Source organism: Streptococcus sp. SCPM-O-B-15277 (M60), assembly GCF_058200335.1.
Genome location: NZ_JBYQGR010000001.1, coordinates 83,368 through 110,099, shown reverse-complemented (window position 1 = coordinate 110,099; position 26,732 = coordinate 83,368). Strand labels below are relative to the sequence as shown.

The window sequence follows — 26,732 nt, the reverse complement described above, 5'->3', positions numbered from 1 at the left end:
AGAAAGCGACTGAAATTTAGGAAACCGACAAGAAATCCTGATTTCTTAGGAGGTTTATCTAATTTCCAAGCTTTCCGCTCGAGTTCAATTCCCCGAATGCTCTTTGTTCCTTTCTTTTATATTAAATTAGAAATTTTGGAATCCGTGTTCAGTTGCGAACACTCTTTGTCCCTTTCTATAATTTTTATGTAAATCTTTAGAGGCTGTTTTCTATACTCTGCTTCACTTGATCAAACTCTTCATCTGATAGAGTAAATATCAAATCCTCTTCAGCATACTCGTTTTGTTCTTTAAAATAGTTGTCCGTATTCTCTGCCAACCCTAGACTTAGTATCACTTTCCTTGCAAACTCTTGATGTGCAAAACCGATAGCCGTAATGATTTGTTTATCTTGGACAAGAACTTTCGGTTGGAAATTTTCACGTGGAAGAAATTCAAAATAATCAAAGAAGTTTTGCCAAATTCCACCTGTAAATTTCGTGTCCTTCAACAGACCTGCCTTCGCTAATAAAAGAGGCGCTGAAGAAATGGCTGTAATTAGGATATCTTGCTCACCAAGATCCCTCAAAAACGAGATCAATTTCTCATCTTGTAGAGCAGGACCTATATTTACCATTCCTGGCAAAATCACACAAGAATACTCTTCTATACGGATTTGATCCAATGTTTTCGTCGGTTGACAAGGCAAGCCATCCTCAGAAACCACCATTGAATGCTCAGAAGCTACATAATCAATCGTGATATCAAAAGACAGAGCTAAAGTACTCGTTAAAGTGGTTATCTCATAAAGAGAAAAATTAGGATAAATGATACAAAGTACTTTTTTCATACGCAACATCCTCTATTTTACCGAAAAACAGAGGCTGGGTTGCAACCTCTGGATTTCTTCTTATCATTACGACGCTCAGGCAAGTCGTCATAGCAATTGCCGTAGAATAACAACCACTTTAGTGATTAGTCATTCTTAACGAGTTAGGCTTAACTGAGTTTCGGCTAAAAACTTCGGAAAAAAGATAAGCCATCTTTTGTGCATCGCACAAGGCGATGGCTTCCTATTTTTCTTTCGTTTTTTAAACGCCTCAACATCTTATTTTTCCGTAAACTCTCCGTCTACGACGTCATCGCCTGCGTTTCCTGTTGCTTGTGCGCCTTCTGCTCCTGCTTGAGCTTGTTGCGCTGCTGCAGCTTGTTCGTAAAGTTTCACAGCAAGTCCTTGAGCTTTTTCGTTCAAGGCTTCAAGTTTTGCTTTCATTTCGTCCAAGTTGTTGTCTTCTTGGGCTTTCTTAAGCTCATCAAGTGCAGCTTGGGCAGCATCACGTTCTGCATCAAAGCCTTTGCCTTCAGTTTCCTTGATTGTCTTTTCAGTCGCAAAGATAGCTTGGTCTACTTCGTTACGAAGGTCAACTTCTTCTTTACGTTTCTTATCTGCTTCAGCGTTTGCTTCTGCATCTTTCATCATGCGGTCGATTTCTTCGTCTGTCAAACCTGAGTTAGATTGGATAACAATTGTTTGTTCTTTTTGAGTTCCTAGATCTTTGGCTTTAACAGATACGATACCGTTCTTATCGATGTCGAATGTTACTTCGATTTGTGGGATACCACGAGGTGCAGCTGGGATATCTGTCAATTGGAAACGTCCGAGAGTCTTGTTATCTGCTGCCATTGGGCGTTCCCCTTGAAGAACGTGGATATCAACGGCTGGTTGGTTGTCTGCTGCAGTTGAGAAGACTTGTGATTTAGATGTTGGAATTGTAGTGTTGCGGTCGATGAGTTTTGTAAAGACACCACCCATTGTTTCGATACCAAGTGACAATGGTGTTACGTCAAGAAGGACAACGTCTTTGACATCACCAGTGATAACACCACCTTGGATGGCAGCACCCATAGCAACAACTTCATCAGGGTTTACTGATTTGTTTGGTTCTTTACCAGTTTCAGCTTTAACAGCTTCAACAACGGCAGGGATACGAGTTGAACCACCGACAAGGATGACTTCGTCAATATCTGACAAGCTCAAACCTGCATCTGAAAGGGCTTGACGAACTGGAACTTTTGTACGTTCTACAAGGTCACGAGTCAAATCGTCGAATTTAGCACGAGTCAAAGTCATTTCCAAGTGAAGAGGTCCAGCCTCACCAGCAGTGATAAATGGCAAGCTGATTTGAGTTGAAGTCACTCCAGAAAGGTCTTTCTTAGCTTTTTCAGCTGCGTCTTTCAAACGTTGAAGAGCCATCTTGTCGTTTGACAAGTCGATACCATTTTCTTTCTTGAATTCTGCTACTAAGTAGTCGATGATTTTTTGGTCAAAGTCGTCACCACCGAGTTTGTTATCCCCTGCAGTTGCCAATACATCAAAGACACCATCACCCAATTCAAGGATAGATACGTCGAATGTACCACCACCAAGGTCGAATACCAAGATTTTTTCTTCTTTGTCAGTCTTATCCAAACCGTAAGCAAGAGCTGCTGCAGTTGGTTCGTTGACGATACGTTCTACTTCAAGACCAGCGATTTTACCAGCGTCTTTAGTCGCTTGACGTTGAGCATCGTTAAAGTAAGCTGGAACTGTGATAACAGTCTTGGTTACTTTTTCACCAAGGTATTCTTCAGCGTAACCTTTCAAGTATTGAAGAATCATAGCTGAGATTTCTTGTGGTGTGTATTCTTTACCGTTTGCAGAAACTTTTTCAGAAGTACCCATCTTAGATTTGATAGAGATAACTGTATCTGGATTTGTTACTGCTTGACGTTTTGCAGCGTCACCAACGATGATTTCACCGTTTTTGAAAGAAACTACAGATGGAGTTGTGCGGTTTCCTTCTGGGTTTGCGATGATTTTTGATTCAGTTCCTTCAAGAACTGCAACTGCTGAGTTTGTTGTACCTAAGTCAATACCGATAATTTTAGACATGTGTTTTTCTCCTTAAATTTTATATTCTATTTTTGATTTTTCTTTTTGATACTCTTCTTAGGTGGCGGCGCCGTCAGAGCTTAACTTCGTTAATCTCTTTGACTAAACTTTGAGCCTAAGGTCTCAAAATTTGCGCAAATAACGCCACGGCGAAGAGTACCGCCTTTGGTTCGCTTCGCTCACTATTGGTAAAGCTGAACCATTGTTTATCTTTCTTTCATAGTTTAATGTCGTTTCGGACAAGGTTTTTTTAAGCTCTATTGCCTAGTTATAAACTACTACCATAGCCGGTCTTAGGATGCGGTCATGGAGTTTGTAGCCTTTTTGGAAGACTTGTGCGATGGTGTCTGCTGGATGCTCATCATCAGCTGGAACTGTTTGAATAGCCATATGGTAGTTATGGTCAAATTCACCGTCCGCTGGAATTTCTTCAATTCCTTCTTCTTTCAGAGCATGTACCAAACTTTCTTGGACCATTTCCAAGCCCTTCTTCACATCATCTGTCAGCCCTTCAACAGCAAGGGCACGTTCTAGGTTGTCCAATGATGGCAAGATTGCTTTTGCCAAATCTTGACTGCGATAGCGTTGCAAGAGTTGGCGTTCTTCGTTGGCACGTCGCTGAATGTTTTGCATTTCTGCATGAGCACGAAGGTATTTGTTTTCAAACTCTTCGGCACGTTCATTTGCCAAGTCCAATTCAGACTTCTCAGGAGTTGTTTCTTCTACTGATTCAACAACTTCCTCTTCTTTTACTTCTTTATTATTTATATCTTGGGCCATTTTCGCCTCCTTTAATGATTTCAATCTCAATTCACTTCATAGTGATTACTGCTGAGGTAGCGGTAAAAATCCGTCAACTTCATAGTCAAAACTCGATTAACTACATTGAGTTGATTGACCAATTGTTGATAATCCAGATTGACCGGACCTATAATCGCAAGGATTCCAAATCCACGATAGGGAATCAGGAACTTACTGCTAATCACTGCTAAGTCAGCTAAACAGGATTCTTGGCTATCCGCAACTCGGACACTTTGCATCTGGTCACCAATCAGATTTTCTCGAATTTCCAAAGCTACCTTTTGTGGCTGATCAAAGAATTGATAGGCCGCTAAATTAGCGAAATTCAAAAGATTGACTTTGCCAGAAACCACGATATTTTCATTGAACATTTCTTTGAAGATATGCTCAATAAGATCCATAACATTATCCGTTGTTGTGAAGTAACGTTGGATAATTTGCGGAATCTCTGTCCGAATCTTGTAGTGAATATCCAAAACAGTCTGATCCAGGAAACGTTCTTGAATCATGGTCTTGAGGCGATTTAAATCCTCCTGCAAGAAATTTCTCGGAATCAAAAACTGACTGGTAACTGTTCTAGACTCATCAAGCGTAAAAACAGCAAGAGCTGTATGTTGCCCGAGGACAACAATATCAAAAGCTGTTAGCTTCTGTCTACTTGGTTCTACATCCAGTGCAACAACCGTACAACCACTCAAGTCTGTCAAGATTCTAGTTGCCTCTTGAAGAATATCCTCAAGTTTGAAGAATTCCTGATCAAAGGCTTTTACAATCTCATAAACTTGATTCTCAGCTAAACGGTCGAAGGATAAGGAGTGTTTGACATAATATTGAAAACCAGCCACACTCGGCATCCGACCACTGGAAGTATGAGCCTTTTCAAGCAAACCTTGCTTTTCTAGAGCTGCCATATCATTTCGAATGGTAGCACTACTTGAGTTGATAGTCTCTTGCAAGGCCTTAGATCCAACAGGTTCGTGCGTTTTGGTAAAGATGTCAATAATCAGATTTAAAATATTCTGCTGACGTTCTGTAACCATCTCGTCACTCCTCTCTGATAGATCTTTTTAGCACTCGACGTATCCAAGTGCTAACTTATGATTCTATTATACACCCTTAGAAAAGAATGTCAAGACAAAAACTCAAAAAATTAGCACTCTTTTGCCAAGAGTGCTAAAAATCAGTCTGAGGTCCTAGAAAATCATCTTACATTCTCAAGATATTTCTTTTTAAGTCTGTAAAAACTATAGATTAGGTAAGAAATCATGAGGGCATAAAGGGCAAAAATAAGGAAGAAAGACTGAGAGAGACTTTCGCGAAACAGGCTCATACAAACAACTAGACCGCCAGAGATAGAAACTGTAGATATACGAAGTCTAGATTTCACATCAGCCCATCGAAGACGATCGTCCATGAATGATTGATCATTTGAATCTACATCACAAGTTGCTTTTCGAAAAACAGTATAAGAACAATTTTCCACAAATTCCCATCCTCTATCCTTAATACTTTGTAAATCTATCTCATTTTTTCTAAGGTAGCTAGTATTCCACACACGGTAAATTACATCATCTGATCGGCATGGTTCAAAATAGAAAAAGCCAAAACGATTGGCTTTAAATTTCCAACCTTTCAAATGCATCTCATGCAAATAATCTTCTACCTTATCCAAATCAAAAATGGTAAACATTCGAAATTGTACTTTGCTTTTCATTGTCTAACCTCCAAAATGGTTTTATTTATCAGATAATTCTCTCCACTTTTGAAACAATCTCCAAAAAATATAAGAAATCTGAATCGCGAAAACTATCAATAAAGTACAGTCTATGATAACAATCAAAAACATTCCCCAACTGAAAGAACTACCTCCACTGACAAACTTTGAGAAAATCGGTAGTAGAGCTGAAAAGAGAAGCAAAATAGGAAGCATCCGCATTGTTAAAATCTTCTTGACCATTGCTAACTTCCCTGTCGCGTCATTATAAATTTCAAACTCGGCATCCGACTCAACTCCAGAATAAAGCTTTCTAAAGTAGGAAAAACCATTAAAGTCTGTAATATGCTCCCAGCCACAATCTTTAAATAGTTGTAAATAGGAAGCTCTCTCTGACTTTTTCATAGGATAAAAGTCCAACTGATAAACCACCTGCTCCGGTTGGCACTTTTCAAAAGTATACTTAACCGCAACTACTAAGTTAGAATAACTTACTTCCTTAAGTTTCCAGCCCTGAGCATGCATTTCTCCGAGATAGAGAGCTTCTCTATCATAATCCGCAATGGTAGCAATTCTATAAACAACTTTCTTTTCCATCAAAGCTCCTCCCGACTGTTTCTATAGAGCCGCTCAATACGTTTCAACTCAATCTCTAAAACTTTTCGGCCCAAGTCTGTTATCTGATAGATTTTACGTTTCTCCTCTTCTCGGACAAAGGAAACCAAACCATCCTTTTCCATCTTCGATAGGGTTCCATACATAGTTCCAGGACTAATGGATACTTGCGAATCTGTCATCTCTTTGACCTTTTGTGTAATACCATAACCATGGTTCTCCTTTTGCAGACAGAACAGAATATAAAAACCCGTTTCAGTCATGGGAAGGTAAACCCGCCTAATCTTATCTGTTAATTCCATTTAATCAGACCTCCTATTCAGTTCGATATATCGCACCTCGTTATATAAAATATATCACACCTCGATATAAAATGCAAGAAAAAAAGATTGTCCTCACGGACAATCTTTCTGATTTATCATTAGTATAGATCTAGGTAGTTATCAATTTCCCATTGTGAAACGAAGGTTGCATAGCTTGCCCACTCAATTCGTTTGGCTTCAAGGAAGCTAGTGTAGATGTGTTCACCTAGAGCTGCTTTAACCACTTCGTCTTCTGTCATGGCCTTCAAAGCGTTGTGAAGAGTTGATGGAAGGTCTGTGATACCAGCCTCTTTACGCTCTTCTGCAGTCATGATATAGATGTTTTCTTCGATTGGCGCTGGTGCTTCGATTTTGTTTTCAATACCGTGCAAACCAACTTCCAAAAGAACAGCCATTGCGATATATGGGTTTGCCATTGGGTCTACTGAGCGCAATTCCAAACGTGTTCCCATTCCACGAGTAGCAGGAACGCGCACCAACGGTGAACGGTTACGACCAGCCCAAGCGATGTAAACAGGTGCTTCATACCCTGGAACCAAACGTTTGTATGAGTTAACGGTCGGGTTCATGATAGCTGTGTAGTTGTAGGCATGCTTGATCAAACCACCAAGGAAATGATAGGCTGTTTCTGATAACTGCATCCCTTTTGGATCATTTGGATCAAAGAAGGCATTGTTGCCTTCCGCATCAAACAAGGACATATTGCAGTGCATCCCTGAACCAGCGATACCGAATTTTGGTTTAGCCATAAAGGTTGCATACAAACCATGTTTACGTGCAATTGTTTTTACAACGAGTTTAAAGATTTGAATCTTGTCACAAGCACGAAGAACTTCATCGTACTTAAAGTCAATCTCATGTTGCCCTACGGCAACTTCGTGGTGACTGGCTTCTACTTCAAATCCCATCTTGGTCAAGACATTCACAATTTCACGACGTGTATTGTCCGCAAGGTCTGTAGGTGCCAAGTCAAAGTAACCACCCTTGTCATTTACCTCGAGAGTTGGATCTCCATTTTCATCTAATTTAAATAGGAAGAATTCTGGCTCTGGTCCAAGGTTGAAAGACTTGAATCCAAGTTCTTCCATGTGGCGAAGTGCTCGTTTAAGATTGCCACGAGGGTCCCCTGCAAACGGTTCTCCTTCTGTTGTATAGACATCACAGATCAATCCTGCGACACTACCGTTCTCATCTCCCCAAGGGAAGACAGTCCATGTGTCCAGGTCAGGGTACAAGTACATATCTGATTCATTGATACGAACAAACCCTTCAATAGAAGATCCATCAAACATAGCCTTGTTTGACAAGACCTTGTCTAGTTGTTCATCTGTAGCAGGAATTTCGACGTTTTTCATGGTTCCCAAAATATCTGAAAACATGAGACGGATAAAGGTTACATTTTTTTCCTTAACTTCACGACGAATATCTGCAGCTGTGATTGGCATGGTTTTTCTCCTTATATATGACGACTTGCGGTTGCCTAACCGCGACCAAAAGGTGATTGTTGAGAAGCAAAGCGACTTTGTTGAAGAACTTCATTCCGAAGTGCTCGGCGCACCTCAGTTTGACTGACAGGTTTTTTAGCTTTCGCCTCACGTTCGGCATATTTTTTCTTGATAGCAGCAATGTTGAGGCCTTCAGAGATATAGTCCTTAATCTCAAGCAACCGATCCATATCATTTAAAGAATACATCCGGCGATTACCTTCGTTTCGATCAGGTTTTATCAACTCTTGATCTTCATAATAACGAATTTGACGCGCTGAAAGATCGGTCAACTTCATAACACTGCCAATGGGGAAAACTGCCATATTGCGACGAAATTCTTTTTCCTTCATGTGCACTTCCTCTTCTTTCTGTCTATTATAGTCTAAAAAAATTCAATCGTCAATTGTTTATGTCATATCTTATGACATAATTTTTATTTTTTCTGCAAAAGGCTCCGTAAACGATCGATATCGTAATTGACTAGAATTGCCACGAAAACACCCATAAATGTTTCAAAAACTCGGGCAAATACGTACAAAACGGTCTCACCAGTTGGGATTGATAGGGTAATAATCAACATAGCTGCAACTCCTCCAATGACCCCTGACTTGTTGTTCATAGCAACATTTGTCATAATGGTTAACATGGTGCAAATCGGAACAACAAGAAGGGTTACCCAGAAGGCGCCGTGAAAAAGATTATTTAAGAGAAAGAAAATCAAAGCAAAAAAGCCACCAATACTATTTCCCAGAATACGAGATGTACCAAAGTGGACACTCTTATCAAAGTCCTCTCTCAAGCTAAAAACAGCTGTTAATGCTCCGATTTGAAGTCCCTTCCATCCAAAAAAGCCAAAAATCATGAGAACCAAAAAAACAGCAATTCCTGTTTTAAAGGTTCGCATTCCTAATTTAAACTTAGATTTGTCAAATGTATATTTTTTAAAGTAACTCATAATCTCATCTTTCTTTTCTCCATTTTACCATAATTTTACTTTTTTGAGAAAAGGATTCATCAATTGAAAATAACAGGAAATAAAAAGAGAAGGATCTAAGTCCTTCTCTTTTTATTGCAATATTCTCTTTTAGAACAAATACATGAAAGCTAAAGTTAGGAGACTTGCAAGTAAACCAACTCCCCAAAAGAAGAAATCGACTTTCCACTCACTCCAGGATTGACCTTTACCAGAAAAGCCACCCAACTCAAAATGGTGATGAACTGGTGTCATTCGGAAGATACGTTTGCCACCACTCAACTTAAAGTAGCTAACTTGCATCATAACCGATGTGGTTTCAAAGACATAAACAAGACCGATAAAGAGAAGTGTCCATTCTTGGTGCAGCGCCATAGAAATTGCAGCCAACATCCCTCCAAGAGCAAGGCTTCCCACATCTCCCATGAATACTCTTGCTGGTTTACGGTTAAAGACAAAGAAACCGAGAAGACCACCAATCATAGCTGTAATGACTAGCAAGATATCCAACTGGTTTTGGACATAAGCAATGACTCCATAAGCAGATAAGCTAATCACTACTGAAATACTTGCCAAGCCATCAATCCCGTCAGTCAAGTTAACCGCATTCGAAAAACCAACCAACCAGAAGAGAGCAAAGAATATATAAAGAAATCCTAAGTGCAATGGATACCCAAACATATTTAAGATATCTCCTCCTCTTTCATAAAAGAAATAGAAGATAACTCCTCCTACTAACTGAAGCAAGAGTTTTTGTTTAGGATTGAGCCCTTCGTTGATTTTACGGAAAACTTTGAGGAAATCATCTAAGAAACCAACCAAACCATATAAGACTAGGATAAAGAGGATCATTCCTACATTATTCGTTAGTTGATTGGTCAAAAGAGCAAGAACTAAACTAACTAAAACGCCTGTTATAAGAAAGACGAGTCCTCCCATTGTTGGTGTCCCAGCTTTTGCTTGGTGTTGTTTCACATCCTCATGCATCTGTTGACCAGTAATTTGTGCTTTACGGTAAAAACGGATAAAAGCTGGAATTCCAACCACTGTAAGAATAAAAGTAAGGATTCCAGGAAAGATAGAAACTAGCATTCTAATCTCCTAATGTTATTTTTATTTTCTGTAAATCTTTTAAAGCTGTATTAGAACGAACACTTTGTTTTTTAACAATTTCTCCTGTACCTTCAAATTCAACTTCAAGATTCAGCCATTTGGCAAAGGTTTCAACATTTTTCTTAGACCATCCATATAAGTCAGGCATCTCTTCTACCTTATCTGAAAGGAGTAAGATTTGCTCATTAGCGTCTAGATTTGTTCCTTCTGCCACTGAACTGTCCTTGATTTTTGTTCCTGAACCGATAACAATTGGTTGTACAAGGTTACGACGGAGTTCTTCAGCTAAATCTCCTGGGCTAGAGTCCTTAATGCTAGGCATGGCATAACTAGTTGTAGTAGTTATTTGGTCTAAATTCTTAGCAGTTGATTGGAGATTTAATATATCTTTCATGGCAGAAGCTCGTTCAAGAATAGGATTAGCAAATTCTCCAAACCAAGGGTTAGAAAAGTGTTCTGGCTGTTGAACTGTCACGTAAAGAATAAAGTCTGGATTTTCAGAAGGATGCATGGTTACTACAGAAAAGATATAATTGGTTTTCCCAACTAAATATCCTCCGTTTTGCTCATCGGCAATTTGAGCTGTTCCAGATTTGACAGAAACATTCTGACCAGGAACAGTAATTACTGGCTTATGATCATTACGATTATACATGGTCCCATAAATAGGGTCTGTACCAACCAAAATCATGTTTTCCCTAGTCAAACTAGCCGTTTCTTTAGAAACAGGATTCCCTACAACCTCTCTTTGTGATTTACGAACAGTCTGATCATTTGGATCATAGAGGGCACTAATAAACTTCGGTTCTAGCATAACCCCATCATTAGCAATGGCAGTAAAAGCGCGGAGCATTTGGGTTTGGGTAACAGAGATACCTTGACCAAAAGCACTCATGGCAATATCAACAACGTTATCTGCAGGTAGTTGTCCAGCATACTCATCAGGCATACCAAAACGGGTTGGAACTCCAAACTTAAATCGATTGAGGTATTCTAACCAAGTAGCATCCCCCATCTTTTGTTGGAGCAAAGTCATACCCACATTACTTGAGTGAGCAAAACCTTGCAAGTAAGTCATTATACTCCCTGCTGATAAGCCATCATTAACATCCCAGTCCCTGATAGTCGCATCTGCTATTTTTAATTCGCTACTATTAAAGTATTCTCCACCAGGGAAGGTGTTGTTATCTATAGCTGCTGCTAAGGTCATGACCTTCATGGTTGAACCTGGTTCATAGTTACTTTGGTAAAGGATATCACGCCAGACAAAGTCATCCGTTAAGCCTTCTTTTGTATTCGCATCAAAAGTCGGTCTTTGAGTTGTGGCAAGAATTTCTCCGGTTTTGGCACTAACCAAGGTCGCATTCATATACTTGCCTTTTAGTTTTTCTTGGAAGGCATCCATTTGACTTTCCATAAAGGACTGCAAAGGACTAGATAGGGTCGTATAGACGTCTTTCCCGTTTACGGTCTGTTGGGTGACTTGTTCTGTACCAGGAACAATATTACCTAGACGGTCTTTTTCATAAGTAATAATACCATCTGTCCCTGCCAATAAACTATTTAAGGAACTCTCGATACCCGATGTCCCAATTAGACTTTTCGTGCCATCTTCATTTTCATGTAACTGTGCTAAACCAATAAAGGATGAGGCAAATTTCCCATTTGGATAACTTCGATTTGGACTAGTCGTAAAATTAATACCCTCAACCTTAGCAGATTCTAAGTCCTGTTTAATGGACATCATATTAGCATAGGTAATCCCATTCCCTTTAGCACCAAAAGAAACCTGTTTGAGATTTGGTTGAGAGAGTTGATTTTTGACGTAAGTCTCCTCCATATCTAAGTATTTATGAAAAATTTCTGCCACTTTATTGTACTGAGATTCTTCTACATAAAGAACATCACCATTAGCGGACTTATATTCTTTATCTATTACAGCATAAACATTATAAGAGGTCGCATCTTCTGCTATGGGAGTTCCATTACGATCATAAATGGTTCCTCTTTTAGCAGGAACAGTCAGAGTCGTTTGATGAACTTTATTTGCTTCTTTAACCAGATTGACCCCAAATTTTGTGCCTGTACCAATAATCACCGCAAAATTAACCAAAAAAACAGCAAATAGAAAGACAGCCAATAAGCTCAAATTCTTTCCTACTAATCTGCGGTTTTCCATTGGAGATTTACGATTCTTAATGGCAAAGCGTATGATTCTTTCTTTCCAGGATTTCATATACTACTCCGCCGATCGAATATTTTCATTATTCAATTGCAAGTCTTGTGAATTTGCAATTCCGGTCAAACGTTCTGATCGGATTAATTCGTTAACTTCTTGTTTGGCATCATCTAGCTCTGTCTTTTTTTCTTCAATTTGTGCATTGACTCTTGTCAAATCACTCTGGACCTGAAAAAGTTTTGTCTGCATATAGACTACACTAATTGCTAAGACAAGAGCTGTGATGGCAATTGAAAGGTAAAAGGCCTTTTCAACACGTGAAAATTGTTTAATACGAGCTTGTAGCAATTGGCTCGTTGTTCCTCTTGTTTCTGCCATTGTTTCCTCTTACTTGTGAATTTTTCTTGCCACTCGAAGCTTGGCTGAGTGGGAACGATTATTGGCTTCCAACTCTTCCTTGCTTGGCAAGATTGGTTTACGAGATACTAATTTCATCTTTGGCTTGAGATCGTCTGGAATAAAAGGCAAACCTTTAGGCACTTCAACTGTGGAAGCTTCCTTAAATAACTGTTTAGTCAAACGGTCTTCAAGCGAATGGAAGGTGATGACTGAAATTCTTCCGTCTAGAGCTAGAAGTTCAATCGCCTGCTGGATTGATTCATCTGCAGCACCCAACTCATCATTGACTTCGATACGGATAGCTTGGAAAATTTGTTTGGCTGGGTGACCTTTTTTCTTGAGCTCCTTAGCCGGTTTGGCAGATTTGATAATCTCTGCCAACTCAGTCGTTGTCTCGATCGGTTTAAGCTCACGCGCCTGTTCAATTTTTCGAGCAATCTGTTTGGAAAACTTATCTTCTCCATATTTGAAAAAGATTCGTACCAAATCATGGTAGTCATATTGATTGACCACCTCATAAGCAGTCAAGCTAGCTTCTTGATTCATTCGCATATCAAGCGGGGCATCTTTTTTATAAGAAAAACCACGTTCACGTTGATCTAACTGCGGGCTTGACACACCTAAGTCATAACAAATTCCATCAATTTCAGTCACACCTAAGTCATGTAAGCGGTCCTTCAAATGACGGAAATTATCCTTGATGAAGGTGACCATGCCCTTTTCGATATAGGGAGCCAGACGTTTTTGCGCATTATCAATGGCATTCTGGTCCTGGTCAAAGGCATAAAGATGCCCTTTCTCGCTTAACTTACTTAATAAATACTCGCTGTGTCCTGCTCCTCCCAAGGTCGCATCAACGTAAATACCATCAGGTTTCACATCTAGCATATCAATGGTCTCATGGAGCATGACCGTTACATGATGAAATTCTTTTGTCATATCTTATCTATTTTACCACAAATCCGACTAGCTTGCATCCACTAAAGCTAAAACATTCCTCTGCTAGTTTATTCCTTATATTCAACTGGCTTCTCAGCTACTTGAGTTAACGCGGAGTCTACTTCTGGATTCAGGTGATGATGAACTGCTTCTGCCACAGCTCTTGGTATACCAACGGCGACAATCTCATCCACGCTGGCTTCCTTGATTTTTGTCAGAGATTTAAAATATTTCATTAAATTCTGCTTGCGTTTTGGACCCAAACCTTCAATTCCATCTAATTGAGAAGAGAAGGAATTTTTAGAACGTAGTTGTCGGTGGAAGGTAATGGCAAAACGGTGAACTTCATCCTGAATGCGTTGCAGGAGGAAAAATTCTTGAGAATTGCGGGACAACTCTACCACCTCAAGTGGGTCTCCAAAGAGCAATTCATGGGTTTGGTGCTTGTCATTCTTTTGCAGGCCTGCGATCGGAATATCTAACCCCAACTCTTCTTGAATGACCTGTTTAGCGATATTGACCTGACCTTGTCCCCCATCAATGACAATCAAATCTGGCGGTGTCAAACCGTCACGTTGGACGCGTCCATAGCGTCTGCGAATAACCTCTCGCATACTTGCATAGTCATCTGGTCCGACCACAGTCTTGATTTTATACTTACGGTAATCCTTCTTGCTCGGTTTTCCGTTGACAAAAACAACCATAGCAGAGACAGGACTAGTCCCCATAATATTAGAGTTATCAAAAGACTCGATACGGACTGGGGTTGGAATTTGTAAGAGTCGTCCCAAGTTTTCAATGGCTCCTTGAGTCTTCTCAACTGATTTTTCTAGCAGGTTAAATTTCTGCTCTAAACTAACACGCGCATTTTTAATGGCTAGATTAACAAGCTGCTTCTTCTCCCCACGTTGAGGCTTGAGAACCTTGGTATCCACCAAAGCCTTGATAGCTTCTTCGTCAATATCTTGAGGAATCAAAATTTCATTGGGAACCAGGTGAGATTTTTCTTGATAAAACTGTCCCACATAGGTCAAAAAATCCTCATCTGGATCATTGTAGTAAGGAAAGAGATTGACATCGCGTTCAATCAGCTTACCCTGACGGACAAAGAAAACCTGTACACACATCCAGCCCTTATCCACATAATAACCAAAGACATCACGGTTTTGGAGATCCTTAGCCATGACTCTTTGTTTGGTGCGAAGAGTCCCAATAGCCTGGATAAGATCACGGTATTCCGCGGCACGTTCAAACTCCATACTTTGGGCTGCCACAGCCATCTTCTCCTTGAGGTCATCAATGATTTTATCGTCTTGTCCCTTGAGAAAATCAGAGACTTCTTGGGACTTAGCTTTAAAATAAGCTTCATCCTTGCGACAAACCGTATGAGCCATACACTGGCCGATATGGTAATAAAAACAAACCTTTGATGGTGGATTGGTACACTTGCGAAAAGGGAAAATCCGGTCTAAAAGTCGCTTGATTTCATTGGCCGCGCCCACATCCGGATAGGGACCAAAGTAGAGTCCTCCGTCCTTCTTGACCTGACGGGTGATAATCAAGCGAGGATAGCGCTCATTTGTGATTTTGATAAAAGGATAGGACTTATCATCCTTGAGCATAATATTGTACTTAGGCTTGTTTTCCTTGATTAGGTTGATCTCAAGAAGCAAGGCCTCAATATTGGACTCGGTGACGATAAACTCAAAATCCACAATCTCAGATACCAGGGCTTCCGTCTTGGTATCGTGACTCCCTCTGAAGTACGACCGCACCCGATTGCGAAGATTCTTGGCCTTCCCCACATAGATGATGGTACCGTTCTTATCTTTGTGAATGTAACAGCCCGGACTCGTCGGCAAGAGCTCGAGCTTGGATTTAATCAAGTTATTCATAGTTCCATTATAGCAAAAAGCACCTCTCATTGCTCATATCAAGAAGCTCTGTTTTCCTAATCTCCTGACTCATAGAGTTCTTGGACTTCTTTTACATCTTGAGCTTGGATACCATAATAAGACCCTGCTGGTTGCATGACTGAAACCTCATTGGTATGCTGCAAGCCAATAGCATGTCCTAACTCATGTTCTGCCGTATGCAAGATGCGTTCATAGGTATAGCCATAGTTTAGATTGGATAGATAATAATGATTTAAGCGAACAGTCACAGAAGTGAATTGTTTGGTTAGGAGATTGGTTTGACTCTCCGCCTCACCTGCTACAGCTGTCGAACCATCATTCATTTCAGTAGCGAAAATATTGGCCTGGTCAGGATCTGTTACAAGTACAAATTTAAAAGCACCAGTCTGATTCCAGTTAGTAATAGCTTCTGCGTAGGCCTTTTGAAAGGTTGCATCCATTTGAGGATCAATATAGATCCTTGCTTGCGCTTTTGCCCATTTTGCGCCTGAATCTTGATGATGATCTGTCTGAGACAAGCCTTGCAATTTACCAGTTTCTTGCCATTGATCCCAGCCTGCTTGGCCGACTTGAGCCATTTTACTGATTTGATTGAAGGCCCCAGGTAAATCACCTGTCACATACCAGAGAATCCCAAAAGTGATGAGAATGAAGAAGATAAGCGTCCATACAAGGCGCCAAAACATCCGCAAAATTCCTAGTAACAATCGATATAAAACACGAATAATCCAGCCCATAATTTGCCCACCTTTCTCAAAAAAATAAGAACCCATCTTTAAGTCATGGATTTCCATTCTAAAGATAGGTTTATTATTCTACTAAAACAAACTGAAAGAAAGCTAAAATTAAGACAAGCGTTCTTCCAAAACAAAATCAATCGGCAGTGTAGCCAAAAACCGTTCCAATTGTTTTTCCCAATAATACCACTCGTGGGTTCCTGCACTATGGGTGTAGGTTACATCAAAACCTAATTTCTTGAGGTTCTTCACTGCTAGATTATTGGCAGCATAGAGATAATCTTGCTCGCCACACCATACCCATAGTTTGGTTTTCTTATCAGATTTTTTAGCGAGTGTTTCAAGTGAGTAAGGGCTATTCACCCAATCATTAACTTTGCCAAACACACCTCTCCAGTAGGCACGCGTTCCTAAATCTTGACTCTCAGGAGAAAACTCCTCAAAGCTAAGTGCTCCAGAAAAACTAGCTGCATGTGAGAAACGGTCAGTTGACAGTGCTAACTTAAAGGAACCGTAGCCTCCCATTGATAAACCAGCGATAAAGGTCTTTTCTCGTTTGTTGGTCATATTGGGAAAGAAGCGTTTGAGCACCTGAGGTAATTCTTCTGCTAGAGCTGTGTAGTAGTTATAGCCATACTGAGTATCTGTATACCAGCCGTTACTTGTATTAGGCATGACAACAATCAGATTAGTCCCTCGCAACAAGCGCTCTACATTGGTTCGTTTGAGCCAACTGTTGTGGTTCCCTGACATCCCATGAAGGAGATAGAGGACTGGAATATCTGTACTGTTTGGCTCTGTCACCCGAGATGCATCAGGGTAGAGAACATTTACTCCCCACTCCATATCTAAAACTTCTGAGTAATACTCAATCTTCATTACTGCCATAACTTGCTCCTTATTCGTTTGAGATAAGAAAAAGCCGAAACTCGACTTTCTCTCTTGCTATTGAATCCTTATTTTGCTTCCATGACTACTGGTAAAATGGCTGGACGACGTTTGGTTTGATCAAAGAGGAACTTGGCCAAATGATCACGTACCTTACCTTTAAGGTCAGCCCAGTCAAAGTCCTCACCTTGGAGATAGTCCTCAACTGTTTGGTTCACCAATTCTGTACTTTCGCGCAGAATATCTCGACTCTTCTTGAGGTAGACAAATCCACGTGTATGCACTCGAGCCTTGGCAATGATTTTCTTCTCGCGACGGTTAACAGTGATAGCCACAATGAAAATACCATCTTCTGACAAGACCTTACGGTCACGAAGAACGACATTACCAACATCCCCAATGGCATTTCCGTCAATCAAGACATCTCCTGCAGTAACTGCACCAGATGGAACGAAATCCCCATGCTCATAAGACATGGTTGTTCCTTTTTTCGGGATAAAAATACGTTCTGGCAACATACCAACAGCCATAGCGGCCTTGGCATGAGCATCCAATTCACGGTATTCCCCTTGGATTGGGAAAAGATACTTAGGTTGCAAGAGGTTGATCATCAATTGCAAATCACGCGCATTTCCATGTCCTGATACACGCAAGCTTTGAGTAATCGGTTTTACGATACCACCCGCTTGGTAGACCATGTTTTCTACCCGTGCCATGACAGCTTCTTTAGCGATTGATGGTGTTGTAACGATATAAACCAAGTCCCCATCTTTGATTTCAACATAGCGGTGACGACCGATTGACATTTTACGGAGTCCATTAATCGGTTCACCCATACGACCAGTTTCAAGGATGATTAACTCGTGGTCTTCAAAACGAGACATATCTTTAGGTTTAATCAAGAGACTTTCGTTAGCCAATGACAATTTTTTCAAGCGAATAGCTGTACGAACGATATTTTCAATATCAAATCCCGTCAAAACAACGCGACGACCTGTATCTGCAGCAGCGTCAAAGACCTGCTGAATACGAGAAAGGTTACTTGCAACGGCAGCTACGATGATACGTCCATCCCAATCAGAAATGGTTTGCGTAATTTCATCGCCAACTTCACTTTCGCTGGCTACTTGAATATTACTGTCTGCGTTTGCTGAGTCGCTTAGAAGAGCTAAAACTCCTTCGCGACCAATTTCTGCTAAACGACCAAAGTCAGTTGCATATGATTCGCTAGCCGTTTGGTCAAATTTGAAATCTCCAGTATAGACGATGCTTCCCTTAGATGTTTTTAAAACGACACCCAGACTTTCTGGGATGGAGTGGGTTGTGCGGAAGAAGGAAACTTCCGTACCTCCAAAGTCGATTTCTGTATTTTCATCGATCACATGGAAATCATCAAATTTCTTGACGCTATCATTTCCCTTTACAAAAAGCTTGGCAAGTTCGATGGTCAACTCTGAACCAAAGACAGGGACCTTAGCTTCTGATAGGAGATAAGGAAGAGCTCCAATCGCATCCGCATGCCCGTGCGTTAAAAAGACACCCGCAATACGGTCACTATTTTCAAACAGATATTCCATATTTGGAATAACGACATCGACACCCAACTGTTCATTTTCAGGATATTTCAAACCTGCATCTAAAACGAAGATAGAGTCGTTAATTTCTGCAATGTACATGTTTTTCCCGTTTTCTCGAACACCGCCCAAAGTTGTTAATTTAATATTGGTCATTTTCCCTCCGAAGTTTTACTATAACGTGTTTGTAGAGCCTTCATAACTCTCTTTTTTTAAAAGTCCAATATACTTTTATCCGAATCTTTTCCTCTCATTATACCATTTTTTTACTAATTTTCAAAATGAAGATAGGATTTCAACTAGAGATCATTCACTACTCATCATCAAATAGGTTTTTTGAGATTTCGTCTAAAATCATTAAACGATTAAATCGAATGAAGCTCCGAAATTTCTAGCTGACCAAAATCCTAAAAACTAGGCCGGAGTACATAAAAAAAGATTTAGAAATTCTAAATCTTTTTAAGTATTGTTAGTTTGGATAAATGTAAGTAACTTTACCTAATGATCTATGAGGATTAAAGAAGCCACGATAGTTTCCAATTGGTTGAGTTCCACTACCATCATAGTTACATTCAAGCACTTGAATAGAATTCTCACTTTGAACATCTGTCACATAAGCAACGTGGCCATATTCACCGCCATCCCAAACAGCGATTGCTCCTACTACAGGAACATTTCCTATCTTAAAGCCTTGTGCACTAGCATAGATTGCCCAAGTGTTAGCATTTCCCCACCAGTTGCTAGCCCATGGAGCCAATTCTTTCACGCCCCATGTACACTGACCAACAGGATAAGAATTTCCATAGTTTGTAGGAGTATTTACAACAACATCCTCACCTGCCACTGCATTAACAGTGCTAGTTACTTCATAAGCAGGAGCTTGGTATGAATAGCTAAGTTGAGCTGGACCGCTAACTTCTAGCACATCACCTGGGTGGATAGTATCAAAAATGGTTTTCCCATTATTAGCTGCCAACTCATAAGGATCCATACCACTTGCAGCAGCAATACCAAAAAATGAATCACCGTCTTGAACAACGTAAGAGTCTGCGCTAACAGTTTGAGCACCAACTGTAGCCAAAATAGCTGTAGATGTTAAACCAAGAGTCAGTTTAGCAACTGTTTTTTTCATAACAATTTTCTCCTAAAATTTTATTGATAATTTTTAGTTTTTATGTTGATAAGAGAATCATACCTGATTTACATGTCAGTTGTTTTAGATTTATGTTGTAGTCATGTTACAAATCTGTATACTTTTACTACATAAAGTTAAAAATCACTTACAAAAAGAGACTGAAATAGGTTACTTCAGCCTCTTTGTATTTATTCTTTCATCAAGAAATCATAGATTTCCTGTACTGTACCTAGTGCCATCATTTCTTGGTCTTTAACAGTTTTCTTGAGATTTTGATAAATCTGACTTTCAGCAATGCCCCTCTTTGGAGCTTCTTTATTCACCTTCATCACACCATTATCAATCGTGACAAAACCAAGCTCTTCAAAAATTTGAATCATCTTGACGAGTAAGATTTGCTCAATTTTGAGATAGGTTGATAAGTCCTTGAGTTTATAACGAATATCGAATTCTGGGAACTGATAGATCGTCTTATAGAGCTTGGCGAATTGCTCTCTTGTGCCATAGCCAGTCAAATAGTAGGGTTTGTCGATATCATTTTTAAAATAAATAGCTGAGAAATCATACTGCTGGAAAATGTTTTTAAGAATAGTGATATCTTCTGGGAGATTCTTGACAACGATTGCTGGACTCAAGGAAATATCAGGCAATTTTCCTGTAAAATCCAGTACCGGTACACTGTCTGGTAAAGATGCGTTCTTCCCACGAATATTAAAGAGTTGAACACCGTCTACACGAGCGTCTACCATCATCAACTGAAGGGTTGTTTGCCCATTCCATTGGTTAACAGAAAGGGTAACTGCCAATTCCAGTTGTTTTACCTGAGAAAATTCTGTAGCCTTTGGCCCTTGACCAAATGCTACTACCTCAAAGCTTGCGGTCCCTTTGGATATCTTCAATTTCAGATGACTATCTCCTGCTCCCATAGAACGAGCATTTTCAACTTTAAAATCTCGAATATAAAAAACAGGTTTTTGGTTGTCCATTCCAAAAGGAGCTAAGCGTTCAAAACTTTTAACCGTTTCTAAACTTAGATTTTCCAAATCTAATTCTTCATCTAGATATAAGGTACTCTTCCCTTTGGCATCTATCCCTTTGTCTGTTACATAGGTCTCTAAAATTTCCGATAAGGCGTCTAGCTGTTCAGCTTCAAGTGTCATACCTGCAGCGCCTGCATGCCCACCAAAGGCGATAAAAAGTTCCCGATGCGGGTCCAAGGCTTCAAAGATATCGACGGCTTCAATACTCCGCGCACTACCCTTGGCACGACCATCTTCAATATTGAGAACAATCACCGTTTGTCCCAATTCTTCCAGTAAGCGTCCAGCTACAATCCCAAGCACTCCTGGATTCCAACCTTCTTTGGCCAAAACTTGAACACTTTTGTTAGGGTCTACCAAGCTTTTAGCTTCTTCATAGATAGCCTGAACGATTTCCTTGCGTTCTTCATTTTTTTCTTGAATCATGAGGGCAATCTCATGCACCTCTTCATCATCAAATCCAGTCAGTAAGTCAATAGCTGGATTGGAATCGTCCAAGCGTCCTAGGGCATTCAAACGAGGAGCTAATTGGAAACCAACCGTCTCTTCTGTAAGATCACTGCTAGAAATTCCAGCAACTTCAAAGAGTTCTTGGAGACCTAGTCTTTGGGTATTTCGCAAAACTTCTAGACCATATTGAACCATGATACGATTTTCATCCGTCAAGCTGACCATATCCGCAATCGTTCCAATGGCAACCAAGTCAAGCAACTCAACCTGCACTTCCTCCAAGAGGGCACAAGCTAGTTTAAAAGCAACGCCACAACCTGCTAAATGTTTAAAAGGATAATCTGCTTTTGGGTGCTCAGGATGGACGATTGCATAAGCATCTGGTAAAACTTCTGGCATGGAGTGGTGGTCTGTCACAATGACATCCACTCCCATAGACTGAGCCAAGTCAATGGCTTCATGCCCAGCAACTCCATTATCCACTGTCACAATCAAAGACACACCCTGTTGCTCGATGAAATATTTGTAAACACTGGCATTTGGACCATAACCATCTGTAAAACGATTTGGGAGATAGACCAGACACTCTGCCCCTAATTGTTCCAAACTCTCCTTGACAATCGAAGCTGAAGTCATCCCATCTGCATCGTAGTCACCATAGACGAGAATCAATTCTCCTCGTTCGATGGCAAGGCGAATCCGCTCAATTGCCTTATCCATATCATGTAATAGATAAGGGTCATGTAAATCTTCCAAAGAAGGTTCTAAAAATTTCTTCAGGCTACTTTCGTCCTTGATTCCACGTTGAAACAACAAACAAGCGACTTCAGAACTCAAGCCTACACTCTTGGCTATCTTTGTAAAATCCGCATCCTCAACCTGCGGAGAAAATTGCCAATTATAAGTAGGAATTATCACACAATCATCCACTCTTTCTTACGATTCTATTCATTTATTATAACACGATTTTTAGTTTTTCTCCTGTTATTCCAACCGCATTTCTAGCTAAAATGGTCAAGTTAATGAAAGTAATTGCCAGCATATTTAACAAATAAAAACACCTCAACAACTAGACTTTTCAGCTTAGTCATTCAGGTGTTCTTTATTTTTAAGGTTAATGTTGAATTCTTGCTTCTGTATCTGCAACCAGTTGAGCAAGACTAGTCCGACTCAATTCTTCTTCCATAGCTTGCTGGATTTGAAGTAATTTCTCATCTAAAACTACATGAATATTGGCTCCAACTGGACAATTTGGATTCGGATTATCATGAAAGCTAAAGAGTTGACCCGTCTTCCCGAGACATTCAACTGCTTGATAGATATCCAAGAGACTAATATCTTCAAGATTTTTGATAATTTCTGCCCCTCCAGTACCACGCGCAACAGAAATCAAGTCCGCTTTTTTCAGTTGGGACAAGGTTTTGCGGATAATAACAGGATTGACTCCTACGCTACTAGCTAGAAAATCACTAGTTACTTTACTTTCCTTCCCTTTTAGGGCGATAATAACTAGCATATGGGTTGAGATGGTAAAGCGACTTGAAATTTGCATGCAGTCCTCCTTTTTCGTTAACTAAGCTCATTCTTATCTTATATTTATTATAGCTCCTATAGTTGTAATGTCAAGAGTTACGACTGAGCCAGTCATCCAATTCTGCATCATGCCCTTGATTTTGTGCAATTTCATGTAGCAAGTCCTGATTGTGAGTATGGTGAATTCCATTGACTAAACTTTCATAATACACCTGATAATAGGGTAATTGTAACTCCCTAGCCAGCTGTAGTTCTTCCTCAACATCATAATCAACACGACGAAAGTCGATATCTCTCAATCCTTTGTCATCAAATTCCAAAATCATATACTGGGCTCGCAAGTCCTCACGCAGACTTGTTGATAAAAAGAAAGGCTGCCCAATCGAACCTGGATTCAAAATGAGTTGTCCACCACTTCCATAACGTAAAAATTGTTGGTGGATATGACCATAGATGGCAATATCGCAGTCAGGATTAGTCACCAAACGATCAAAATCTTCCTGTTTTCCAAGATGAATCAGTTCTCTTCCCCAATTTTTATCCGGTAAATGATGACTAATCCCCACCTTTAGATTTCCAAACTGGCGATGGGTGTGCATAGGAAAATCCTGAAGTTCTTCAATCTCATCTAGACTAATTTCTTCCATGATATACTGACATTGACGCAAAAGGTAGCGATGACTGGGCCTACTTGTATCCAATTTTCGGTGAGCAGCCCGCCACAAACTTTCTTCCCAATTCCCCAGAACCCGAACCGTAATCGGCAATTCCTCCAATCGTCTGAGGATACTTTTTCGTCCTGTCCCTGGCATGAGAATATCGCCCAAGAGCCAATATTCTTCTACTCCTGCCTTCTCAGCGTCTGCGAGAACTGCTTCCAGTGCTCCTGTGTTGCCATGAATATCTGAAAGTACCGCAATTTTTGTCATATCAATCCCTCTTGTTTTCTCACATTTAATTATATCACTCTCAAAACTAAAGTCAAAAAGCCTCTTTTTACTATCATGTTTTACTTTACTTTTTTAGTGAAAAGGATTACAATGAGGGTGATAAGAAATGAGGAGGTTTTTGCTATGACTCAACGTTACGAAAACATCATGGTAGCAGTCGACGGTTCTAAAGAAGCTGATTTGGCTTTTGTTAAGGGAGTTCAGTCAGCAGTGCGTAACCAGGCTAAACTAACCATCGCCCATGTAATTGATACTCGTGCTCTTCAAAGCATTTCAACATTCGATGCAGAAGTTTACGAAGAGTTACAAGTCGAGGCACAAGACTTGATGGCAGAATATGAAAAGCGTGCAAGAGACGCTGGTCTGAATGATATTCAAGTTGTCATCGAAATGGGAAATCCTAAAACTCTTTTAGCTAAAACAATCCCTGACCAAGAACACGTTGATTTGATTTTGGTTGGAGCAACAGGACTGAACGCCTTCGAACGTCTGCTTGTCGGATCTTCATCTGAATATATCCTTCGCCATACAAGCGTTGACCTTCTCGTCGTTCGAGACAAGGATAAAACTTTATAAACCAAAAATAAAAGGAGCAGATGCTCCTTTTATTTTTGGTTTTCTCTTTCTTTATGGCGTTCATAAGCCTTAATTTGGCGCTCTATCTCCTTTTTGATCGCAGGTTCTGGGGCGTATTTTTCTTTCCAGTTATCTGGTTTCAAGATTTTGTGGGTCACTGGATCAAAATGAGCTTTACCATCTGGGAAGATTTTACCCATGTTTGCTTGATGGACAATTTCAAAGATTCGCTCTGGGTCTACCCCCATTAGAACAAAACTTCCATAGGTAAAGTAGAGCGTATCAATCAAAGCATCTACTTGACCAACGAGGGTTTTCTCAGCTGGTGTTGACTGAGATACTTTTTCGGCAGCTATATCAAGTGCTTGGTGTAAATCCTGCACAGCTTGTTGAAATTCCTCTTCAGAATTGCTTGCAGCACGGACAAATTCAACTAATTCTTCAATCTTAAAGCCAGCACGGTGGGTCGCCCCTTCTAAATCCCAAGCTATAGGTTCTTCTTGAGTTCGCTCATCCATCATACGATGGAAGGTCTTAACCTTATTAAAATGATAGTCACGACTGACAAAGACTTTTTCAGAAGACAAAACTCCAAAATATTCCAAAGCCTTGTGAATCCCATCGTTTTGGTTGCTGGCAGTAATATGCTTGGCAACTTCTTTTACGCTGCTACTACCATTTCCCATGGCAACAGACATCCCAACACCAGCCAACATTTCCAAATCATTATCCGAGTCTCCAAAAGCCATGACTTGATTGAGATCAAAACCATACTCTTTCCCGACACGACGGATACCCTCTAACTTAGAATTTCCTTGATTGATAATATCGGCCGCGAATGGATTACTTCTGGTAAATTTCAAATGATTTAATGCTTCAGCAGCCTTGTTTGTCTCCTCAGGTGTCATCAACATAAGCACCTGATAGATTGGTTGATTGATTAAGTTCAACAAATCATCTTCCTTCTGAGGAAGGGCCTTACTGACCATACGATTAAAGGAATGACTAACTGTACGAGTCAAAAATTTAGGTACAAAACGACTGACGAGTTGTGAAAGAGGACTGAGCCCAAAGGACATAATCCGAGAACCGACAACGTCTTGTCGCGTTCCCATGGCAATCTCTTTTCGATTTTTCTTAGCATAAGAGATGATTTGTCTAAGACTTCTCTTATCAATAGGGCTAGCAAAAAGAACGCGATCTTTGTTAAAGATATATTGGCCATTGTAGGTCACTGCAAAATCCAGATCCAAATCATCCATCAAATCCTTAACAAAAAAAGGTCCTCGCCCTGTTGCTACCCCAACAAGCACCCCTTGTTCTTTCACAATCTTGATAGCTTCCTTTGTGGACTTCAAAACACTCTTACTGTCATTTACAAGCGTTCCATCAATATCAAAAAACACAGCTTTGACTTCCATTCTATCTCATTCCTTTCTTTTATGATACAATGATTATACCACATTTCAGAAAAAGTGAGTGAATCATGACTAAGAAAATCCTTGTTTTACATACCGGTGGCACTATTTCCATGCAGGCAGATGAATCTGGAGCTGTAAGGACTAGTGCTGATAACCCTATGAATCATATCTCTAATCCTCTCGAAGGTATCGAAGTCCATTCCTTGGATTTTTTAAATTTGCCCAGCCCATACATCAAGCCTAAGCATATGTTGGCTCTCTACAAAAAGATTAAACAAGAGGCATCGTCCTATGATGGTGTTGTCATTACACATGGGACAGATACACTAGAAGAAACGGCTTATTTCCTCGACACAATGGAGGTGCCTCATATACCTATCGTTCTGACAGGTGCTATGAGATCTTCCAATGAGCTAGGAAGTGATGGCGTCTATAACTATCTTAGCGCCCTACGTGTTGCTAGCGATGACAAAGCTGCTGATAAGGGCGTACTCGTAGTGATGAACGATGAAATTCACGCTGCCAAATACGTCACAAAAACCCACACTACAAATGTTAGCACTTTTCAAACACCAACTCATGGTCCACTTGGACTTATCATGAAGCATGAGATTCTCTACTTCAAGACTGCGGAACCTCGTGTTCGTTTTGACCTTGAGAGCATTCAAGGGTTGGTTCCTATCATCCCAGTTTATGCAGGCATGACCGATGAACTTCTCGATTTACTGCCTGTTGACCAACTAGATGGATTGGTTATTCAGGCTTTTGGTGCTGGAAATGTACCAAAAGAAACAGCTGAAAAATTAAAATCTCTCAGTCAAGCAGGGCTTCCGATTGCACTAGTCTCTCGTTGTTTCAATGGGATTGCAGAACCTGTTTACGCCTACGAAGGCGGTGGTGTTTGTCTTCAGAATGATGGTGTTTATTTTGTAAAAGAACTAAACGCGCAAAAGGCACGACTGAAGCTTCTTATCGCAATCAATGCTGGACTTAAAGACCAACAACTCCGATTATATATGGAAGGATAAGAAAAGACCTAGGAAATCATCTGACTTCCT

General features: G+C 40.2%; 25 protein-coding genes. 2 read left to right on the top strand and 23 right to left on the bottom strand.

Going from position 1 to position 26,732, the window contains the following annotated elements:
• Positions 1–196 precede the first annotated feature (196 nt).
• From AC3E9F_RS00560 to AC3E9F_RS00455, 22 genes are all read right to left on the bottom strand, one after another.
• Positions 197–829 carry a DJ-1/PfpI family protein gene (locus AC3E9F_RS00560; protein ID WP_263394024.1) on the bottom strand — a complete coding sequence of 211 codons (633 nt, stop codon included), beginning with the start codon at positions 827–829 and terminating at the stop codon, positions 197–199.
• Positions 830–1,087: 258 nt separating this feature from the next.
• Positions 1,088–2,911: a molecular chaperone DnaK gene (dnaK, locus tag AC3E9F_RS00555; protein WP_254733631.1), complete on the bottom strand. Its 1,824-nt coding sequence runs from the start codon at positions 2,909–2,911 to the stop codon at positions 1,088–1,090.
• Between the two features lie 264 nt (positions 2,912–3,175).
• Positions 3,176–3,691: a nucleotide exchange factor GrpE gene (gene grpE, locus AC3E9F_RS00550; protein ID WP_254733632.1), complete on the bottom strand. Its 516-nt coding sequence runs from the start codon at positions 3,689–3,691 to the stop codon at positions 3,176–3,178.
• A 26-nt stretch (positions 3,692–3,717) separates the two neighbouring features.
• Positions 3,718–4,752 (bottom strand): heat-inducible transcriptional repressor HrcA, encoded by a 1,035-nt coding sequence (gene hrcA / locus AC3E9F_RS00545; protein ID WP_070677036.1) that lies wholly within the window; start codon positions 4,750–4,752, stop codon positions 3,718–3,720.
• Positions 4,753–4,913: 161 nt separating this feature from the next.
• A complete protein-coding gene (locus AC3E9F_RS00540) occupies positions 4,914–5,426 on the bottom strand; it encodes a DUF2812 domain-containing protein (protein WP_045614546.1) in 513 nt (170 codons plus the stop codon).
• Between the two features lie 21 nt (positions 5,427–5,447).
• On the bottom strand, positions 5,448–6,023 hold the full coding sequence (locus AC3E9F_RS00535) for a DUF2812 domain-containing protein (RefSeq protein WP_045614548.1): 576 nt from the start codon (positions 6,021–6,023) through the stop codon (positions 5,448–5,450).
• A complete protein-coding gene (locus tag AC3E9F_RS00530) occupies positions 6,023–6,343 on the bottom strand; it encodes a PadR family transcriptional regulator (protein WP_000423982.1) in 321 nt (106 codons plus the stop codon). Before AC3E9F_RS00530 ends, AC3E9F_RS00535 begins: the two co-directional genes overlap by 1 nt.
• A 119-nt stretch (positions 6,344–6,462) precedes the next feature.
• Entirely contained in the window at positions 6,463–7,809 is a 1,347-nt protein-coding gene (gene glnA / locus AC3E9F_RS00525; RefSeq protein WP_263394025.1) for a type I glutamate--ammonia ligase, read from the bottom strand.
• 35 nt (positions 7,810–7,844) lie between these two features.
• A complete protein-coding gene (glnR, locus tag AC3E9F_RS00520) occupies positions 7,845–8,201 on the bottom strand; it encodes a transcriptional repressor GlnR (RefSeq protein WP_000659542.1) in 357 nt (118 codons plus the stop codon).
• Positions 8,202–8,284: 83 nt separating this feature from the next.
• Positions 8,285–8,806, bottom strand: a complete 522-nt coding sequence (locus tag AC3E9F_RS00515) for an FUSC family protein (protein WP_263394026.1) — start codon at positions 8,804–8,806, stop codon at positions 8,285–8,287.
• 129 nt (positions 8,807–8,935) lie between these two features.
• On the bottom strand, positions 8,936–9,916 hold the full coding sequence (gene mraY / locus AC3E9F_RS00510; RefSeq protein ID WP_263394027.1) for a phospho-N-acetylmuramoyl-pentapeptide-transferase: 981 nt from the start codon (positions 9,914–9,916) through the stop codon (positions 8,936–8,938).
• A gap of 1 nt (position 9,917) precedes the next feature.
• A complete protein-coding gene (gene pbp2x, locus AC3E9F_RS00505; protein ID WP_490672670.1) occupies positions 9,918–12,173 on the bottom strand; it encodes a penicillin-binding protein PBP2X in 2,256 nt (751 codons plus the stop codon).
• A gap of 3 nt (positions 12,174–12,176) precedes the next feature.
• Positions 12,177–12,494 carry a cell division protein FtsL gene (gene ftsL, locus AC3E9F_RS00500; RefSeq protein ID WP_263394029.1) on the bottom strand — a complete coding sequence of 106 codons (318 nt, stop codon included), beginning with the start codon at positions 12,492–12,494 and terminating at the stop codon, positions 12,177–12,179.
• A 9-nt stretch (positions 12,495–12,503) separates the two neighbouring features.
• Positions 12,504–13,454 (bottom strand): 16S rRNA (cytosine(1402)-N(4))-methyltransferase RsmH, encoded by a 951-nt coding sequence (gene rsmH, locus AC3E9F_RS00495; protein WP_263394030.1) that lies wholly within the window; start codon positions 13,452–13,454, stop codon positions 12,504–12,506.
• A gap of 68 nt (positions 13,455–13,522) precedes the next feature.
• Complete coding sequence (uvrC, locus tag AC3E9F_RS00490) at positions 13,523–15,349, bottom strand: excinuclease ABC subunit UvrC (protein ID WP_263394031.1); 1,827 nt, start codon at positions 15,347–15,349, stop codon at positions 13,523–13,525.
• 56 nt (positions 15,350–15,405) lie between these two features.
• Complete coding sequence (locus tag AC3E9F_RS00485; protein ID WP_263394032.1) at positions 15,406–16,107, bottom strand: matrixin family metalloprotease; 702 nt, start codon at positions 16,105–16,107, stop codon at positions 15,406–15,408.
• A gap of 108 nt (positions 16,108–16,215) precedes the next feature.
• Positions 16,216–16,995: an alpha/beta hydrolase gene (locus tag AC3E9F_RS00480; RefSeq protein WP_490672669.1), complete on the bottom strand. Its 780-nt coding sequence runs from the start codon at positions 16,993–16,995 to the stop codon at positions 16,216–16,218.
• A gap of 68 nt (positions 16,996–17,063) precedes the next feature.
• Entirely contained in the window at positions 17,064–18,725 is a 1,662-nt protein-coding gene (locus AC3E9F_RS00475) for a ribonuclease J (RefSeq protein ID WP_263394034.1), read from the bottom strand.
• Between the two features lie 313 nt (positions 18,726–19,038).
• Complete coding sequence (locus tag AC3E9F_RS00470) at positions 19,039–19,701, bottom strand: COG3942 and LysM peptidoglycan-binding domain-containing protein (protein WP_263394035.1); 663 nt, start codon at positions 19,699–19,701, stop codon at positions 19,039–19,041.
• Positions 19,702–19,892: 191 nt separating this feature from the next.
• Positions 19,893–22,112, bottom strand: a complete 2,220-nt coding sequence (gene recJ, locus AC3E9F_RS00465) for a single-stranded-DNA-specific exonuclease RecJ (RefSeq protein WP_490672668.1) — start codon at positions 22,110–22,112, stop codon at positions 19,893–19,895.
• Positions 22,113–22,308: 196 nt separating this feature from the next.
• Positions 22,309–22,746 carry an Rrf2 family transcriptional regulator gene (locus tag AC3E9F_RS00460; RefSeq protein ID WP_263394037.1) on the bottom strand — a complete coding sequence of 146 codons (438 nt, stop codon included), beginning with the start codon at positions 22,744–22,746 and terminating at the stop codon, positions 22,309–22,311.
• A 70-nt stretch (positions 22,747–22,816) separates the two neighbouring features.
• Positions 22,817–23,656, bottom strand: a complete 840-nt coding sequence (locus AC3E9F_RS00455) for a metallophosphoesterase family protein (protein WP_263394038.1) — start codon at positions 23,654–23,656, stop codon at positions 22,817–22,819.
• 144 nt (positions 23,657–23,800) lie between these two features.
• Between AC3E9F_RS00455 and AC3E9F_RS00450 the strand changes: the two genes are divergently transcribed.
• A complete protein-coding gene (locus AC3E9F_RS00450; protein WP_263394039.1) occupies positions 23,801–24,253 on the top strand; it encodes a universal stress protein in 453 nt (150 codons plus the stop codon).
• Between the two features lie 29 nt (positions 24,254–24,282).
• On the opposite strand, the gene AC3E9F_RS00445 is transcribed toward AC3E9F_RS00450, so the two are convergent.
• A complete protein-coding gene (locus AC3E9F_RS00445) occupies positions 24,283–25,674 on the bottom strand; it encodes a Cof-type HAD-IIB family hydrolase (protein ID WP_263394040.1) in 1,392 nt (463 codons plus the stop codon).
• A gap of 65 nt (positions 25,675–25,739) precedes the next feature.
• On the opposite strand from AC3E9F_RS00445, the gene AC3E9F_RS00440 reads away from it, so the two are divergent.
• The gene (locus tag AC3E9F_RS00440; protein WP_263394041.1) at positions 25,740–26,702 is read left to right on the top strand and encodes an asparaginase; all 963 of its coding nucleotides are present in this window, start codon (positions 25,740–25,742) and stop codon (positions 26,700–26,702) included.
• Positions 26,703–26,732 lie beyond the last annotated feature (30 nt).

Bases quoted from the DNA above. Each gene is read 5' to 3' on its own strand.
- AC3E9F_RS00560 (WP_263394024.1), bottom strand. From the start codon at position 829: ATGAAAAAAGTACTTTGTATCATTTATCCTAATTTTTCTCTTTATGAG.
- dnaK (WP_254733631.1), bottom strand. From the start codon at position 2,911: ATGTCTAAAATTATCGGTATTGACTTAGGTACAACAAACTCAGCAGTT.
- grpE (WP_254733632.1), bottom strand. From the start codon at position 3,691: ATGGCCCAAGATATAAATAATAAAGAAGTAAAAGAAGAGGAAGTTGTT.
- hrcA (WP_070677036.1), bottom strand. From the start codon at position 4,752: ATGGTTACAGAACGTCAGCAGAATATTTTAAATCTGATTATTGACATC.
- AC3E9F_RS00540 (WP_045614546.1), bottom strand. From the start codon at position 5,426: ATGAAAAGCAAAGTACAATTTCGAATGTTTACCATTTTTGATTTGGAT.
- AC3E9F_RS00535 (WP_045614548.1), bottom strand. From the start codon at position 6,023: ATGGAAAAGAAAGTTGTTTATAGAATTGCTACCATTGCGGATTATGAT.
- AC3E9F_RS00530 (WP_000423982.1), bottom strand. From the start codon at position 6,343: ATGGAATTAACAGATAAGATTAGGCGGGTTTACCTTCCCATGACTGAA.
- glnA (WP_263394025.1), bottom strand. From the start codon at position 7,809: ATGCCAATCACAGCTGCAGATATTCGTCGTGAAGTTAAGGAAAAAAAT.
- glnR (WP_000659542.1), bottom strand. From the start codon at position 8,201: ATGAAGGAAAAAGAATTTCGTCGCAATATGGCAGTTTTCCCCATTGGC.
- AC3E9F_RS00515 (WP_263394026.1), bottom strand. From the start codon at position 8,806: ATGAGTTACTTTAAAAAATATACATTTGACAAATCTAAGTTTAAATTA.
- mraY (WP_263394027.1), bottom strand. From the start codon at position 9,916: ATGCTAGTTTCTATCTTTCCTGGAATCCTTACTTTTATTCTTACAGTG.
- pbp2x (WP_490672670.1), bottom strand. From the start codon at position 12,173: ATGAAATCCTGGAAAGAAAGAATCATACGCTTTGCCATTAAGAATCGT.
- ftsL (WP_263394029.1), bottom strand. From the start codon at position 12,494: ATGGCAGAAACAAGAGGAACAACGAGCCAATTGCTACAAGCTCGTATT.
- rsmH (WP_263394030.1), bottom strand. From the start codon at position 13,454: ATGACAAAAGAATTTCATCATGTAACGGTCATGCTCCATGAGACCATT.
- uvrC (WP_263394031.1), bottom strand. From the start codon at position 15,349: ATGAATAACTTGATTAAATCCAAGCTCGAGCTCTTGCCGACGAGTCCG.
- AC3E9F_RS00485 (WP_263394032.1), bottom strand. From the start codon at position 16,107: ATGGGCTGGATTATTCGTGTTTTATATCGATTGTTACTAGGAATTTTG.
- AC3E9F_RS00480 (WP_490672669.1), bottom strand. From the start codon at position 16,995: ATGGCAGTAATGAAGATTGAGTATTACTCAGAAGTTTTAGATATGGAG.
- AC3E9F_RS00475 (WP_263394034.1), bottom strand. From the start codon at position 18,725: ATGACCAATATTAAATTAACAACTTTGGGCGGTGTTCGAGAAAACGGG.
- AC3E9F_RS00470 (WP_263394035.1), bottom strand. From the start codon at position 19,701: ATGAAAAAAACAGTTGCTAAACTGACTCTTGGTTTAACATCTACAGCT.
- AC3E9F_RS00460 (WP_263394037.1), bottom strand. From the start codon at position 22,746: ATGCAAATTTCAAGTCGCTTTACCATCTCAACCCATATGCTAGTTATT.
- AC3E9F_RS00455 (WP_263394038.1), bottom strand. From the start codon at position 23,656: ATGACAAAAATTGCGGTACTTTCAGATATTCATGGCAACACAGGAGCA.
- AC3E9F_RS00450 (WP_263394039.1), top strand. From the start codon at position 23,801: ATGACTCAACGTTACGAAAACATCATGGTAGCAGTCGACGGTTCTAAA.
- AC3E9F_RS00445 (WP_263394040.1), bottom strand. From the start codon at position 25,674: ATGGAAGTCAAAGCTGTGTTTTTTGATATTGATGGAACGCTTGTAAAT.
- AC3E9F_RS00440 (WP_263394041.1), top strand. From the start codon at position 25,740: ATGACTAAGAAAATCCTTGTTTTACATACCGGTGGCACTATTTCCATG.